The sequence below is a fragment of the Nonomuraea phyllanthi genome, assembly GCF_006334985.2.
In the GTDB taxonomy this organism is placed as follows: Bacteria; Actinomycetota; Actinomycetes; order Streptosporangiales; family Streptosporangiaceae; genus Nonomuraea; species Nonomuraea phyllanthi.
The window spans coordinates 32,982-48,140 of record NZ_VDLX02000009.1 but is presented as its reverse complement, the minus strand read 5'-3'; the positions used below and the strand labels follow the sequence as shown (position 1 = coordinate 48,140).

At 68.5% G+C, this 15,159-nt stretch carries 12 protein-coding genes; 10 read left to right on the top strand and 2 right to left on the bottom strand.

Going from position 1 to position 15,159, the window contains the following annotated elements; translation table 11 throughout:
* The first annotated feature begins 18 nt into the window (after positions 1 to 18).
* Positions 19 to 1,653, top strand: coding sequence for a site-specific integrase (locus tag FH608_RS23975; RefSeq protein WP_226899829.1), 1,635 nt, complete (start codon positions 19 to 21; stop codon positions 1,651 to 1,653).
* On the opposite strand, the gene FH608_RS23970 is transcribed toward FH608_RS23975, so the two are convergent.
* Positions 1,569 to 2,525 (bottom strand): TRM11 family SAM-dependent methyltransferase, encoded by a 957-nt coding sequence (locus FH608_RS23970; RefSeq protein WP_139632835.1) that lies wholly within the window; start codon positions 2,523 to 2,525, stop codon positions 1,569 to 1,571. The genes FH608_RS23975 and FH608_RS23970 overlap by 85 nt on opposite strands.
* On the bottom strand, positions 2,525 to 3,337 hold the full coding sequence (locus FH608_RS23965; RefSeq protein WP_139632834.1) for a hypothetical protein: 813 nt from the start codon (positions 3,335 to 3,337) through the stop codon (positions 2,525 to 2,527). Before FH608_RS23965 ends, FH608_RS23970 begins: the two co-directional genes overlap by 1 nt.
* A 515-nt stretch (positions 3,338 to 3,852) precedes the next feature.
* Here FH608_RS23965 and FH608_RS53855 point away from each other — a divergent pair.
* The 9 genes from FH608_RS53855 (at position 3,853) to FH608_RS23930 (ending at position 15,132) form a co-directional block, all read left to right on the top strand.
* Positions 3,853 to 3,981, top strand: coding sequence for a hypothetical protein (locus FH608_RS53855; protein ID WP_263008751.1), 129 nt, complete (start codon positions 3,853 to 3,855; stop codon positions 3,979 to 3,981).
* Complete coding sequence (locus FH608_RS23960) at positions 3,978 to 5,348, top strand: serine/threonine-protein kinase (RefSeq protein ID WP_226899885.1); 1,371 nt, start codon at positions 3,978 to 3,980, stop codon at positions 5,346 to 5,348. Before FH608_RS53855 ends, FH608_RS23960 begins: the two co-directional genes overlap by 4 nt.
* A 340-nt stretch (positions 5,349 to 5,688) precedes the next feature.
* Complete coding sequence (locus FH608_RS23955; protein WP_139632832.1) at positions 5,689 to 6,516, top strand: hypothetical protein; 828 nt, start codon at positions 5,689 to 5,691, stop codon at positions 6,514 to 6,516.
* A 311-nt stretch (positions 6,517 to 6,827) separates the two neighbouring features.
* Complete coding sequence (locus FH608_RS23950; protein WP_226899828.1) at positions 6,828 to 7,226, top strand: pilin; 399 nt, start codon at positions 6,828 to 6,830, stop codon at positions 7,224 to 7,226.
* A 245-nt stretch (positions 7,227 to 7,471) separates the two neighbouring features.
* Complete coding sequence (locus tag FH608_RS51625; protein ID WP_193318586.1) at positions 7,472 to 8,926, top strand: DUF2207 domain-containing protein; 1,455 nt, start codon at positions 7,472 to 7,474, stop codon at positions 8,924 to 8,926.
* A gap of 17 nt (positions 8,927 to 8,943) precedes the next feature.
* On the top strand, positions 8,944 to 9,876 hold the full coding sequence (locus FH608_RS51620) for a PrgI family protein (RefSeq protein ID WP_193318585.1): 933 nt from the start codon (positions 8,944 to 8,946) through the stop codon (positions 9,874 to 9,876).
* Complete coding sequence (locus FH608_RS23940; protein ID WP_139632831.1) at positions 9,873 to 11,672, top strand: VirB4 family type IV secretion system protein; 1,800 nt, start codon at positions 9,873 to 9,875, stop codon at positions 11,670 to 11,672. Before FH608_RS51620 ends, FH608_RS23940 begins: the two co-directional genes overlap by 4 nt.
* Positions 11,669 to 14,194 carry a type IV secretory system conjugative DNA transfer family protein gene (locus tag FH608_RS23935; RefSeq protein ID WP_226899827.1) on the top strand — a complete coding sequence of 842 codons (2,526 nt, stop codon included), beginning with the start codon at positions 11,669 to 11,671 and terminating at the stop codon, positions 14,192 to 14,194. Before FH608_RS23940 ends, FH608_RS23935 begins: the two co-directional genes overlap by 4 nt.
* A gap of 47 nt (positions 14,195 to 14,241) precedes the next feature.
* Positions 14,242 to 15,132, top strand: coding sequence for a replication-relaxation family protein (locus FH608_RS23930; RefSeq protein WP_139632830.1), 891 nt, complete (start codon positions 14,242 to 14,244; stop codon positions 15,130 to 15,132).
* Positions 15,133 to 15,159: the final 27 nt, after the last annotated feature.

Here is a 15,159-nt window from a genome sequence, read left to right as displayed (position 1 = left end):
GGAACGAGCCGAGGCATCATGAGCTGCGGTTCCTGCCTGGGCTGGGGCCAGACCTACACCATGGGCCTGTGCGTGGCCTGCTACTCCTTCGCCCGCGGCAATCCTCGGACCGGTCCGTGCACCACCTGCCGCCGGGTGATGCCGATGAAGAAGGGCTACTGCCGGCTGTGCTGGTGCCAGGCTGACCAAGACCGTCGCCACCATGACGGCGACGCGCGGTCGAAGGTCATGATGGAGCCGTGGCTGCCGAAGGTCACCCACCAGCAGTTGTTCCTGCTCTGCAGCCCGCGCCGCGTCCCGCCCCCTCCTCGCATCGAACGGCGGCGAGGGATCAAAGGACGTCCGCTCAAGAACCCGCCCCCTGCAGCGGTGCGGCCCCGCACCGACTCGATCCAGTTGCCGCTGTTTCCCGCTCCCCGCCGCCAGTTCAGTTACGGACGCATCGACCTGCGCCGCGGCCCCGTACCGGACAACCCGTGGCTGGCATGGGCGCTGCATTTGGCCCACCTGATGGGCCAGGCCCGCGGCTGGTCGCCCATCGTTGCCGGGACCACCCAGCGCACCTTGGTCATGCTGCTGGCCCATCACGTGGCCGGAGACACGATCCGCGCCTCCGACATCAACGACGTGATCAAAGGGCGCGGCGCCAGCTTCCGCCGTGCCGCTGAGCTTCTCGACATCATGGGGATCTGGGACCAGGACCTGCCGGCCACCTTCGAGGCCTGGCTGACCAGCAGACTCCAGGGTCTGTCCCCCGGGTTCGCCGACCCCGTCAACATATGGGCCCGCACCCTGCGCGACGGTGGCCCCCGTGTTCTGCCCCGTGACGAAGGCACCGTCGGCATCTACGTTCGCGCCGCGCTGCCTGCCCTGCTGGACTGGACCAACCGCCACGATCACCTGCGGGAAGTCACCCGCGACGACGTCCTCACCCACCTCGGCACACTCACCGGTCAGCAACGCGAGACGCTCCTGTCCGCGCTGCGTTCGCTGTTCGGCTGGGCCAAACGCCAAGGCGTGATCTTCCGCGATCCCGCCAGCCGCATCAAGATCCGGCGGCCCGAGCCATCCCTGTTCCAGCCACTCGAGCCCGAGCACATCGCCCGAACCATCCAGGTCGCCGCCAGCCCGGCCGCGCGTCTTTTCGTCGCGCTCGCCGCCGTGCATGCCGCACGCCACCATGCCATCCGCTCTCTGCAGCTGGATGACATCGACCTCGGCAACCGCCAGATCATCATCGCCGGACGGCCCCGTCCGCTCGACGACCTCACCCACCGGATCCTCACCGAGTGGCTCACCTACCGGCGCGAACGCTGGCCCACCACAGCCAACCCCCATCTGCTGATCAGCCAGGCCAGCGCCGTCGGCACCGGCCCCGTCAGCAGCCCCTGGATCGGCCGATTGCTGCGCGGGCAGACCGCCACCCTCGAACGCCTGCGCATCGACCGGCAGCTCGAAGAGGCCCTGGCCAACCGCGCCGATCCCCTCCACCTCGTCAAGGTGTTCGACATCGACGACAGCACCGCCGTCCGCTACGCCGCCTCCGCCCGCGCCCTGCTCACCCGCCCTCACGAAGACCACCCACCGTCTTCGCCTGGAACCCGAGTATCAGAGCCCCGGAAACCTCCACCAGCATCCTCGGGTTCCCACTGAGAACCCTTCAGTTTCCCTGAACCCGCGGCCGACGCGTGCGTTCGGAAGATCAACAGATCCTCGTGTGCGCTGGCGTGGATGGGCAGCCCGCGTGCCCAGCCCTTGCGGGCTTCGTGAAGTTGGAAGAAGGAGGAGCGGTTGATGAGCTTGCCGTCACCGAGCCCGCACAGCAGGCACGCCAGCCGGTCAGCGAGCGCCAGCCCTGTCTGGCCGGCGATCTCCTGCACGTGGCCGGGCAGATCGACCAGCTCGCCCTTGACGCGATACGGACGCACGGTGATCGCCACGACGCCACCCGGCCGCAGCAATCGCGCACTACCGGACAAGATTCGGCCGAACCCTTCCAGCATCGTGGGCAGGCTCTGGTGAGCAAGGTTGGCGCGGTCACGGGAGTAGCGATGGTTCCACTTGCGCACGCCGGGCTGGCCACTGTCGCGGCTGGAACGGATATGGCCATGGGTGGCCGCCCCGTACGGCGGCGAGGTCAGCACCAGCGCTGCTCGCCCGAGCAGATCGGGAAGCAGAGCGGCGATGTTGCGCGCGTCCCCGGCGACCACCCGGCCCTTCCCGGACGCGCCCCGTCGCTGGGCGTGGCCGAGGTTGGCGACAGCCAGCCGCGCCCACCCCTCCTCGTACTCCACCCCGGCCGCGTGCCGCCCCAGGTGGACGGCCTCGACAAGGCTGGTACCGATCCCGCACATCGGGTCGACCACCAGTTCGCCGGGCCGCGTGTACGTCTGGATCACCTTGGACGCGATGGACGGGAGCATCTTGCCCGGATGCCGCATCGACTCCGGCACGTACCGGCCCCGCCGTTGCAACCGCGACTGCCACTGCCCGGTCGCCCACACCGACGTCGTCACCTCGACCATCAACGGCCACCACCGGCCTGAGTCGTGCCACCCTGTCCTGACCCAGCTGGTGGGGACGAATCTGCTGCCAGGGCCGAGCCGGTACGTTCTCCCGCCTTGGCCTTGTGCCGAGGCTCCCCCAGCTCGCAGGAGCCATCCGCGAGGCCCGTGACCTTGGTGAACAGCAGCACGTCGGAGTGAACGCGGGCGCTGACCGGCAGCCCGGCACATGGCGGCAGCGCCTGCGCCGCCGCGACCTCGCGCTGCGACATCACCGGGTCGATCCGCTCGCCCCGCACCGGGAGACGCAACGCGATGATGTGCTGCAGGTACCTCAGCCCGGCTCCCCGCGCCCGCCTAATGACCTCCGGCACCGGGTCGACCACACGGTCTTCTGCGCGGTGCAAGCCGGTGACCACCGCGAGATGCCCGCCCGGCTTCAGAAGTGTCGCCGCGGCAGACACGGCAATGGGCTGGACGTCCGAAGCAGCCGCGCCGGCAGCGGGACGGCCGGCCTCGTCAGATGACGGCGCGCACGACTGCTGCACTACGACCAGCGCAGCGGTGCCCGACAGGTCCTCCAGCGCCTGGGCGGAGTTCTCCGGCCGGATGACGCGTAGGTCGGCGACCTGGAGGTCATCCTCAAGGTGGGTACGGGTCAGCCGGGTCCAGGTGACCCCGGCCAGAGCGGGATCGGCGAACGTGGCGGTCACTCGGCAGCCCGTCACCAAGGCGGCCGAGACGAGCTGGTGGTCGGTGGCATCGAGGTGGATGACGGTGTCGCCGAGCCGGGTGCACGCCGAGACGAGGTGACGGGCCAGCGGCCCGCTCACCGGGACGCAGCACCCACGCTCGCAGGCGGAGATGGACTCGGCATCGGCTGCGGCCAGCCAGACGCTCAGCGGCAGATGCCGCCGAGCTACCTCCTGAGCTTCGCGGGCGGCGCGGTGAGCGGAGTCGGAATGATGGTTGGAACGGGTGGAGCAGGTCGTGCGTGCTGTCATGCGGGTGTGGCCCCATCACCCGGGCCACCGGATCCTGTCACTTATCCAAATACCTGCCGCCAGGCACGACTTGGGACAGCCCATCACGCAAAGGATCAGTAATGCCTGGTGGTGACGCACTGTCGGCCTGGCCGCTGCTCTGTCGGGCCAGCGTTCGAGCCTCCTCCCGATCCGTTGACGTGTTTTCGCAGGTCATAGCATTCTCGTACAAGAAGCGGACACCGGTCGGAAGCCAGCGTTCACTCGTTTGTTCTCGTGTCGGTTGCCGATGAAGCTGTCGGTGTTCAGCGCCAATTGTCCGATCCCGCTTCGGCTCCGATCTTGGTGGTGCAGAATGCTGAGCTATGACGGCTCTGCACGTGCTGACCGGCGGTATGGACACGCCTCTCCGGGCCGGGGAATTCGAGGTCCGCTACGTCGCCGAGGACGGCAGGCCGCAGCTCGCCCCGCTCGATGAGGCGGGGTGGCAATGACATCGGCGCAGCCTGGCTATCGGGTCGGCGGACGTTACCGGTTGATCTCCGTCTTGGGGTCTGGTGGATTCGGGCGGGTCTGGCGCGCCCATGACCAGGTCCTGGACGTCGAGGTGGCGATCAAGGAACTGCAGTTGCTGCCCGGTATGTCGCAGGCGGAGCAGGACAAGCGATTGGAGCGCACCGCACGTGAGGCCCGCAACGCAGTCCGGTTGCGGGCGCACGAGAATGTCGTGGCCATCCACGATGTCGTGACCGACGGCCTGCCTTGGATCGTGATGGAACTGATCGACGGCCGGTCACTGCACGAGCACCTCGACATGCAGGGGCCGCTGCCGGTGGAACGGGCCACGCAGCTCGCCGCAGGGCTGCTGGCAGCGCTCGGCGCGGCGCACCGAGCCGGTATCGTGCACCGCGACATCAAACCGGCCAATGTCATGCTCTCCACCGATGGCAAGGTGCTGCTCACTGACTTCGGAATCGCGGTTCACACCACCGACACCACTCTGACAACCACTGGAATGCTCATCGGCTCGCCCGAATACATGGCCCCCGAACGTTTGCGTGGCATTGACGGGCTTCCCGCCAGCGACCTGTTCTCCCTTGGCGTGACTCTCTACCATGCCGTCGAGGGCGTCTCGCCGTTCCGTCGCAACGCCCAGCCGGCGGCGCTCACCGCGGTGCTGCTGGAAGAGCCCCCACCACCGCGCCAAGCCGGCCGGCTCGGACCGCTGATCATCCGGCTGCTCGACAAGGAGCCGCACAATCGGCCGACCGTCGAGCAGGCGCTGGCCATGCTCGGTGAGCAGCAACCGAGCCGGATCCCTGTCCCGAACAGCACCAAGATCCTCCCACCTGGGGAGGTCCCCGTGCAGGGGTGGCAGCGCAAAGGCATCGCGGTGATGATGGCGATCATCTTCACACTCGGTGTTATCGGCCTCATGAACACCATGGGCATCCTCGGGCTCACCGACGTCGGCGAGCCCTGGAAGTACCTCCGTGGAATAGTGGTGCAACACCAGACCGGGGTTGACGACGTCTGGGAGGTTGCCCTGGGAGTCGTCCCCATCACCGACATCACTCTGGCCGGCTTATTGTGCGCCCAGGTCGCCCGCTACATAGCGCCGATCGCCGGCAAGACCGTTGCCATCATCGGAGGTACCGTTGGGTTCCTCACCGGCGTCGGCGCCGTGTATTTCGCCTTTGACGGCATCGCCGTCCTTCTGGCGATGATGGACACCAAGCATGGCGACAGAATCTGGGTGATCCCGTTGATCGCGATCACGTGCGTCATGCTCCTCACGGGAGGCTGGGCCTGGGAGTCGCGGAAGACTCGGCAGTCAAAGCGGCCGCGCAGGCATGGGTAACCCTCGTCGTAGGCTCACCCGCCGGAATCGCCGATGGGGGCCGAAGCAGGTCGAGGCAGCAGAGCCGCCGCGAGCTTGAACGATCTTTGACCCGGAAACCTTAGGCCCGACCGTTTCCGCTGGTCAGCGGCCTTTCGAGCAACGGTCGACCATGACTTCTCTTCGGTTGGCGTAGCGCAACTCTCGACGTCTTCGCAGGTCAGAGGCGGTTCGGTTGAGTGGCTTGTTCTTTGAGGGATCTTTTCCTCGCCCGATGTCTGCTCGCTTTTTGCACGGTTCCTGTCCAGGCCTTCTGGCGGCATGAGCAGCGTCCGAACCGATCACGTCTTCGGGAGCTGCGATGTTCCACACCTCGACCCGTCCCCGCACGCACACCACCACCGACCCTGACCTCGACGCCACCGACACGACGGCCTGCGAGACGCCCTGCCACACGGACGACCCCAGCCGTCAGAGCAACTCGCTGCCGCTGGACGTGGCCGAGCGCTCCTTCGAACTGCTGATGCGCGGCCCACAGCCGCTCTCAGTCGACGGCGGCCGACTTGGCCATGGCCTGCCCGCCCGGATGATCCCGCTGGACGACCTGCGCGCGATGCTGCTGCACCCGGCCTGCTCGCGCACCACCCGCGACCACGTATGGCGCCACCTCATCGGCCAGGCGCGCACCCAGCGAGGCGCGTGGATGCTCGCCACCGTCGTGCTGGCCATCCCGATGCTGCATCGCCTCACCGCAGCCCTCGCCGACAAGATCTCCGTCGATCGGGAAGAGCTGGAGGCCGAAGTACTGGCGTGCTACATGGAAGCCGTCTGCCGGGTGAACCTGGCCTGGTCCCATCCGGTGCTGCGGCTGTCGCGGCTGACCCAGTTCGCCGTCCTGCGTGCCTACGCTCCCGAACGGCCAGACCTGCTGGCCGACCCCGATCGGAACGACTGCGAGCAGCAGGCGCTCACCTACCCGGCCGGCCACCCCGACCTGCTCCTGGCCCAGGCCGTCCGCCAGGGTGTCATCACCGCCCAGGACGCGCAGATGATCGGCTCCACCCGGCTGGAGAGTATCCCGCTCAGTTCCTACTGCCGCCACCGCGGGCTGCTCTACTGCACCGCTCTCAAGCGCCGCCAGCGCGCCGAAAAGGCTCTCTACCAAGCACTCCTCAACGGTGACCTGTAGCGATCGCCATCAGCTCCCGCGGTGGCTCGCAGCAAAGGTCGAGCAAACTCCGCTGGCGCTGATGTCCTAACTCGGCTCTTCGACCTGGTCTTTGTCCAGGTAGAGAGGCAGCGCGGAGAACGCCGACCCGGCCCGGGACCGCACCTGGTCACCGGTCCCTGTCACCCCGGTCCACCGCCATCCGCCGTTCGAAGGAGGACGCCCGCTCGGCCCCGTGCCGGGTCCGGCACCTCCGCGCCGCCCTCCCCGCTAGGCCAGCCTCACGCACCCAAACCAGACGCGCATCCTCACCATCCGTCGGGAGGCACCACATGACATCCCGCCCGCGCCGTACCACCACATCTCGCTTCGCCTTCAAAATCCTGCTCATCGCCGGCTTCATCCTCGGTTCCATCGTCCTAGGCATCGTGCTCGAATACGCCCTCGCCGTTCACATCAGCACGGCCGCGAACGCCCTGGTCAAACTGGAGCAGGCGCCCAACTCACTGAACGCGGTGATCGACAACCTGCGCAACGTCATCGTGGGCCTGCTCGTCGCCCTGGCGACGCTCTTTCTCACCGTCGGAGGAGTCCGATACATCCTGGCCGGCGGCGATCCCGGCGAAGTCGAGGCGGCCAAGAAGACCCTCCGCTACGCCGCCCTCGGCTACGGCATCGCCGTCCTGGCTCCGCTCCTGGTCTCGGTCCTCAAAGGCATCGTGGGAGCCTGACGGTGGCTCGCCGGCACCCACCAGATCCGCCGGGCTCGCGTACGCGGTGGCCATGGAAGGCACTCACCGTCATGGTGGCGGTCGTTGCCCTGGTCAGCCTGCCTGAGGTCGCGGCCTCCGCAGTGCCTGAACCCACACCCAGCCCAGTACCCAGCTCCGGCCCGGGCCCGCGACCGTCTCCGCAGGTGAGCTCGATCTCTCCACCCGCCGCCACCCCGCCCACAGGTGTGGACGGGTGCGGGTGGATGGACATCGGCTGCAAGATCAACCAGGCGATGAACGGCTGGTTCACCACCCTGGTCACCGACGCCATCAATCCTGCCTTCACCGTCGTCGGCCAGGCGCTGCTCTCCGCGCCGCCGCCATCGATGTTCGCCCGCGTGCAGGAGCTGTCCCAGCACGTACGCCTGGTGGCCAACGCGCTGCTCGCCCTCATGGTGCTCGCCGCAGGTGTGATCGTCATGGCCTACGGCAGCGCACAAACCTCCACCACGGCCAAGGACGTTATTCCACGCCTGGTGGTCGCCGTGATCGCCTTGAACTGCTCACTCACCGTGTGCCAGCACGCCATCGAACTGACCAACTCTCTCGTCGCCGCTCTGCTCGGCGATGGCGTGAACGGCCAGCGGGCCGGGAACTTGATCGCGGCCAAGGTCGACGCGCTGATCAAGGATCCGAAGGGCACGGCGCTGTTCCTCGTGCTGCTGATCTGCGCCGCCGTCCTGATGGGCCTCCTGCTGGCCTTCATCGCCATCATCCGCGTCACCTTGCTGATGTTTGTGATCATCGCCGCACCGCTGGCGCTGCTGTGCCACGCACTCCCGCAGACCGAAGGCATCGCGCGGTTGTGGTGGCGATGCTTCGTCGGTCTGCTCGCCATCCAGATCCTGCAAGCCCTGGGCCTGATCCTGGCGTTCAAATTGTTCCTCACCGACTCGCCCGACACCTACCTGCCCCCACCCGCCGATCCAGATCTCGGGGAGGCGGCTCTCACAGTCGTGCGCCCGACAGTGAACCGGACCCTGGACGCGCTCATCGTGATCGGCATTCTCTACGTGCTGATCAAGATTCCCGGCTGGGTTGCACGCACCATCTGGCAACAGGGCCAGCCCCACATGCTCAAACGGCTGATCAAGGCCGCGATCGTCTACAAGACCCTCGGCGCCGCCCGCACTCTCGGCAAGACCGGACAGCGCGCGGTCCAGCGCAAGACCGCGACCACCGCCGCCCGCCAGCACAGCAGACGGCCGCCCAGCGGCGGCCCGCAGCGCGGCCCCCGCGGACCACGAGGACGCGGCCCCAGCGGCCCCGGCCCGTCCGCCACGCCTACAGGAGCCTCACCCATGCCCAGCCGCACACCTACCTGGCAGCAACTCCAGCTACCTCTCGGACTGCCGCCCAACACCGCCACCTCGGCGCCCGCCCCAGCAGCGTCTTCGGCCGCCGCGCGGCGAGCTCGGCAGGGCAAGCAGCTGGCGTTGCCGTTCCCTGTCACCCACGTCCCACGCCCGCCCACACCGCCAAGAGCGCCCGCGCCCGCCACGGGGCCGTGGATCCGTCCGCGCCCGCCCTGGATCCAAGATCGGCTGCTCGGCATGCCCACCCGCGCGCCCCGGCCTGGCCAGCTCCGTCTGCGGCTGGACCCGCCGCCACAGCGCGTCCCGAGAAACAGCCGCATCCCGAGGAAGGACGGCCGATGAATGAGACAGACCAGTTGTTGATCGCCCAGATCCCATCCGACATCGACCGTCCAGACAAGATCGCCTACGGGCTCACCGTGCGCCAGATCCTCATCACCGCCACCACCGGCGGCGTCGCCACCGCCATCTACTACCTGTTCCACCAGCTGCTGCCCATCGTCATCCTCGCCGCCGTCCTACTTCCGCTCGCAGCACTCGGCATGGCCATCGCGCTCGGCCGCCGTGACGGCCTGAGCCTGGACCGGTTCCTCCTTGCCGCGCTCCGGTTCGCCCATTCGCCGAAAAGATTGGTGGCCGCTCCGGACGGTGTCGCTGAGCCGCCACGCTGGTGCCGTCTACGCGGCAAGCCGCCCGCGCCGTTGCAGCTGCCGGTGCGGGCCATCCGCACTGACGGCGCCCTGGATCTGGCCGATGGCGGGGTGGCCGTACTCGTGGAAACCGGCACCTTGTCCTTCCACCTGCGCACCGCAGGCGAGCAGGCCGCGCTGGCCGGCGCGTTCGGCCGCTGGCTCAACTCCCTCGAAGCGCCAGTTCAGATCCTCGTCCGCGCCCGGCCGGTTGATCTCGGCAATCTGATCGACGCCGTGGAGCGGCGGGCGGCGAGCTTGCCGCATCCAGCGCTCGCCGACGCCGCCGGCCAGCACGCCGCCTTCCTCGATGAGCTGAACAGCTCGCGCGAGTTGCTGGCCCACCAGGTGCTCATCGTGCTGCGCGACAACCACGCCGCCGGTCGAAGGCGGCGCTCTGTACGGAGAGAAGCCTCCGCGGCCGTGGTGCTGCGTCGAGCGGCCGAAGCCGAGCGCAGCCTGGCCGCACTCGGCGTCACCACCCGCGTCCTCGACGCTCCCGCAGCACACCAGGTGCTGACCGAGTGCCTCGATCCCGGCGGCTGGCATCCCGCCGGCCAGGCCCTTCCGGACGACATCATCACCGGCGAGGAGACCGCATGAAGCTACGCCGACGGGCGCAAGCAACGGAGAGCAGCGCCTTCACCGAGCCAGGCTCCCTTGAGGTCGGCGCCCGAAAACTCGCCTTGCCCAACGGGATGACCGCGTCCTTCGCCGTGACCGGCTACCCGCGCGAAGTCGGCGCGGGCTGGCTGGAGCCGTTGCTCACCTATCCGGGACGCCTCGACGTGTCCCTGCATGTCGAGCCGATCCCCCAAGCCGTGGCGGCGATGCGGCTGCGCCGCCAGCTCGCCCGCCTGGAATCAACCAGCCGAACCGACGCTCAACATGGCCGTCTTCAAGATTTCGCCGCTGAGGCAGCCGCCGACGATGCCACCAACCTGGCCGACAGCCTCGCCCGGGGGCACGGCCGCCTGTTCAAAGTCGGTCTCTACCTCACCATCCATGCCTCCACCGAACCCGAGCTGGCATCAGAGGTGGAGCGGGTCCGTGCCCTGGCCTCATCCCTCCTGCTGGACACCCAGCCGGCCACCTTCCGGGCCCTGCAGGCGTGGACGACGAGCTTGCCACTGGCCGTGGACTCGCTGCGCACAACGCGCAGCTTCGACACCACAGCCCTGGCCGCCGCCTTCCCGTTCACCTCGCCCGACCTCGCGGCTCCGGTCGGCGATACCGGAGTGCTGTACGGGCTGAGCGCCACCGGTTCCGGCGTCATCGTCTGGGACCGCTACAACCAGGACAACCACAACTCCGTCGTCCTGGCCCGCTCAGGCGCCGGCAAGAGCTTCTTCACCAAGCTCGAAGCCCTGCGCCTGCTGTATCAAGGCGTCGAAGTAGCCGTCGTCGACCCCGAAGACGAGTACGCCCGCCTCGCCCGCGCCGTCGGAGGCACGTGCCTCCACCTCGGTGCCGCCGGAGTGCGCTGGAACCCCCTCGACCTGCCCGCCGCCCACGGCCCACAAGACGACGTGCTCGCCCGGCGAGCCATGTTCCTGCAAACCCTGACCGCCACCATGCTCGGCCGCCAACTCACCGCACAGGCACGCGCGGCACTGGACGCAGCCGTCATCGCCACCTACCAGGAGGCCGGGATCACCCACAACCCGGAGACCTGGACCAAGCCCGCACCCCTACTGGCCGACCTCGTCACCACCCTGAAGTCCTCGGAACAAGGAGCTGAGCTGGCCGCGCAGCTCGCGCCGTACGTGTCCGGCTCCTATCGCGAACTGTTCGACGGCCCGACCACGACCAGCCCAGCCGGACATCTGATCATCTTCTCCCTGCGCGACCTCCCCGAAGAAATGAAGGCGGTCGGCACCCTCCTGGCCCTGGATGCGGTCTGGCGGCGGGTCGCCAACCCTCGCGACCGGAGGAAACGCCTGGTCGTCGTCGACGAAGCCTGGCTGCTGATGAAGGAGCCCGAGGGCGCCCGTTTCCTGTTCCGGATGGCCAAGGCCGCGAGGAAGCACTGGGCGGGGCTGGCGGTCGTCACTCAGGATGCCGCCGACTTGCTCGGCTCGGAGCTGGGGCAGGCGATCGTCGCCAATGCCGCCAGCCAGATCCTGCTCCGCCAAGCACCGCAGGCCATCGGCGCCGTCGGTGACGCCTTCGACCTTACCGACGGTGAACGCCAGTTCCTGCTGACAGCAGATCGGGGCGAAGCCCTGCTCATCGCCGGGCCCGCGAATCGAGCAGCGCTGAGCATCGTGGCGTCGCCCGCTGAGAACGACCTGATCACAACCGACCCCGCCGAGCTGGCCCAGATCGACCACCGTACGCCCCAACGTCCCGGGCCTGCGGCCGATCATCGCCACGACGACGAAGGCGACCCGCTATGACATCAGCCGCTTCTGCTGGGCCGTGCCTGCTCTGCGACATCGACGACCACGACGTCCAGACCACCCTGGACTTTCTGAGCGAGCTGCCTGCCCGGCTCCCCGAGTTTCTGCTCGCCTACGGACCTCGTCTGGCTCTCTCGGTTCTAGCGCTGTGCGTGGTGACAACCGTCGTCAGCTACCTGCTGGGCTGGCTCCACCACGCCGAACTCATTCCGAACGCTCGCTTGATCGAAATCTCTTCCCCGCCCACCAGCGACCCACAGGGCGCGGTCGTGCTGTGGAGCCAGCTGATCGGACTTCTCCGACCCGCATGGAAGCGCTTCTTCGCCGGCCAACCGCACCTGGCCTGGGAATACCTCGCCAGCGAATCCGGCGTACGGATCCGCTTGTGGGTGCCCGGCGTCATCCCGCCCGGCACCGTGGAGAAGGCCATCCAGGCCGCCTGGCCTGGCGCGACCACCGCCACCCATGCAGCCTCTCCCCCGCTGCCCTCGGACGCCAGGGCCGCTGGCGGACGGCTCGTCCTGGGAAGGCCCGAGCACTACCCGCTCAAAACCGACCACGACAACGACCCGATCCGCTCGCTGCTCACCGCCATGAGCACTCTCCGCGAGGGTGAACACGCGCTGGTCCAGGTTCTGGCCCGCCCCACCACCGGCAAACGCCTGCGTCATGCCTATCGAGCAGCAGCCGCCCTGCGCGGCGCCCGCACTCAGAGCACGCTCGGCCACGTCCTCGACGAACTCGCGCCCGTCTCCAGCCATCACCGATTCGGCGAACTGGCCCGCATGTTCCCCGAACGAGCCGAGCAGGTACGTGCCGTCCTCGCCAAGGCAGGCCAGCCCCGCTACACCGTCGCCATCCACTACGCCGTAGCCACGAACCGTGCCGACGGCTTCCACCCCAACCCGGACTCGGCCCGAGGCTGGCTGCGCGGCCAAGCACACACCCTCGCCGGTGTCTTCGCCCTGTTCACCTCCGGTCACCAGTATCTGCGCAGGGCCCGCCTCTTCCGGCCCCACGCCCGGACCAGCTCCCGCCGGTTCGATACCGGCTACCTGCTCTCGGTCGGCGAGCTGGCGGCGCTCGCCCACCTGCCGTGGGACGTTGACGCCCCTGGCATCACCCGCGCCGGAGCGCGTCCCATAGCCCCGCCACCGGACGTACCACGAAGATCGGATTTCGGGCCGGTCCGCGTCCTGGGCGACAGCGACAGCGGCCATACGCGGCCCGTCGCCATGCCCGTCGCCGACGGCCGCCACCACACCCACGTCCTCGGCGGCACCGGCGTCGGCAAATCCACCCTGCTCGCCAACCTCGTCCTCGCCGACGCCCAGGCCGGGCGGGGCGCCCTGGTCATCGACCCCAAAGGCGACCTCATCACCGACATTCTCGCCCGCCTGCCCCGGCGGGCGATCGGCAAGACGGTCGTGTTCGACCCGCAAGATCCGGCCCGGCCGCCCTCCATCAACATCTTGGCCGGACACGATCCCGCCTTCGCCGTCGATTCGGTCGTCACCATCTTCCACCGCTGCTTCTCCTCGGCCTGGGGACCACGCGTGGATGACCTCCTCCGTTCGACCTGCCTGACGTTGACGAAGGTGCTCGGCCACAAGGCGACTCTGGGCGAGGTTCCCCGGCTGCTGACCGACTCCGCTTTCCGCGCCCGCGTCACCAAACGCCTCGACGACGAACTACTGGCCGGCTTCTGGGACTCCTACCAGGCACTCACCCCAGCCGGACAAGCCACGGTCATCGGCCCCGTCATGAACAAGCTGCGCGCCGTGCTCCTACGCCCGTTCGTCCGGCAGGCCCTGGCCAGCCCGACCACCACGGTTCCCATCGGCCAGCTCCTTGGCGACGGCGGGCTCGTCCTGGCCCGCCTGCCCAAAGGCATCCTCGGCGATGACGCCGCGCGCCTGTTCGGCTCGATCCTGCTCGCTCATACCTGGCAGGCCGCCACTCGCCGCGCCCACCTCGCCGAGGCCAGCCGCCCTGACGCCTCGCTGGTCATCGACGAATGCCACAACTTCCTCAATCTCCCTGGCCACATCAACGACGTCCTGGCCGAGGCACGCGGCTACCGGCTCTCCCTCGTCCTGGCCCACCAGCACCTCGACCAGCTTCCAGCCGATCTCCGCGAAGCCCTCTCAGCGGACGCCCGCAACAAGGTCTACTTCACCGCTTCGCCCAAAGACGCCAATGACCTCAAGCACCACACGTCGCCGCTGATCAGCCCGCACGACCTCACCCACCTCGGCGCCTACCAGGTCGCCGCCCGCCTCATCATCGACGGCCAGCAGGCACCGGCCTTCACCCTGCGCACCCGCCCGCTGCCACCCGTAGCGGCAGGTCGCGAGCAGGCCATCCGGGAGGCATCGCGTGAACGCTTCTCCACGCCATCCACCGACCCTGCGACGACCAGAGCGAGCCGCAGGCGACGCACGAGCGCCTCCGGCACCGACCCACGCCCGCGTGTTCAGACCGCCGTGGCGCCAACGGCCGAAAGGCCCGACTCGTAACTCATCGCCTCACCACTTCGTTCCGGTCCCACCGCAAGGAGAAGCCCATGCCAATCGCCCGCATCCCGCGCGGCCTGCCCCGCTTCGATGCCGCCGCCATGGCGGAAATCGCCGCCCGCCTGACGCCTCGCGACTACGACATCCTCGCCCATCTGCACGAGCACCGTGTCCTGACCACCCATCAGATCCAACGCATCTTCTTCGGCATCCCGCAGTCCACCCGCCGCCGTATGGGGATCTTGCACAAGCTGCACACCGTCACCCGATTCCGGCCCTGGACCCCGTACGGTGGCTCCGCACCCAACCACTGGATCCTCGGGCGCGCCGGCGCCGAGCTCCTCGCCATCCGCGAAGGCGTGACGGTCAAGGAGTTCGGCTACCACCCCGACCTGGCCATGTCCATCTCGGTCTCGACCAAGACCGGCCACCAGGTCGGAGTCAACGACTTCTTCGCCGACCTGCACTACCACGCCCGCCACGCCGGAGCTGAAACCAGCGCGGAGGTGCTGGCGTGGTGGTCGGAGAAGCGCTGCGCCAAGCTCTGGGGCGACCTGGCCCGCCCCGACGCCTACGGCCGCTGGGCCGAGAACGGCCGAGTGATCGACTTCTTCCTCGAACACGACACCGGTACCGAGTCTCTGAACAAGGTCGCCGCCAAGCTGCCCGACTACGCCGAGCTCGCCGACGCCACCCAGATCACGACGCCCGTGCTGCTATGGCTGCCCAGCCGCGCCCGAGAGACGAACCTGCGCAGGCTCCTGGCCAACGTAGAAGTGCTGGTCGCCACCGCCATCCACACCAGTCTCGGCGACGGCCCAGCCGGGCCTGTCTGGCTACCCGTCAACCACGACGGCCCTCGGCTCCGGCTGGCCGAGCTCGCTGACGCCTGGCCTGATCTGGCCCACCCCGCCACCAGGCAGGACGAGATCGACGCCTAGCCCACCGAACATCGCCTCACCGAGAGG

Excerpts from the sequence above, each read along its gene's own strand:
- FH608_RS23975 (WP_226899829.1), top strand. The coding sequence starts at position 19 with ATGAGCTGCGGTTCCTGCCTGGGCTGGGGCCAGACCTACACCATGGGC.
- FH608_RS23970 (WP_139632835.1), bottom strand. The coding sequence starts at position 2,525 with ATGGTCGAGGTGACGACGTCGGTGTGGGCGACCGGGCAGTGGCAGTCG.
- FH608_RS53855 (WP_263008751.1), top strand. The coding sequence starts at position 3,853 with ATGACGGCTCTGCACGTGCTGACCGGCGGTATGGACACGCCTCTCCGG.
- FH608_RS23960 (WP_226899885.1), top strand. The coding sequence starts at position 3,978 with ATGACATCGGCGCAGCCTGGCTATCGGGTCGGCGGACGTTACCGGTTG.
- FH608_RS23955 (WP_139632832.1), top strand. The coding sequence starts at position 5,689 with ATGTTCCACACCTCGACCCGTCCCCGCACGCACACCACCACCGACCCT.
- FH608_RS23950 (WP_226899828.1), top strand. The coding sequence starts at position 6,828 with ATGACATCCCGCCCGCGCCGTACCACCACATCTCGCTTCGCCTTCAAA.
- FH608_RS51625 (WP_193318586.1), top strand. The coding sequence starts at position 7,472 with ATGGACATCGGCTGCAAGATCAACCAGGCGATGAACGGCTGGTTCACC.
- FH608_RS23940 (WP_139632831.1), top strand. The coding sequence starts at position 9,873 with ATGAAGCTACGCCGACGGGCGCAAGCAACGGAGAGCAGCGCCTTCACC.
- FH608_RS23935 (WP_226899827.1), top strand. The coding sequence starts at position 11,669 with ATGACATCAGCCGCTTCTGCTGGGCCGTGCCTGCTCTGCGACATCGAC.
- FH608_RS23930 (WP_139632830.1), top strand. The coding sequence starts at position 14,242 with ATGCCAATCGCCCGCATCCCGCGCGGCCTGCCCCGCTTCGATGCCGCC.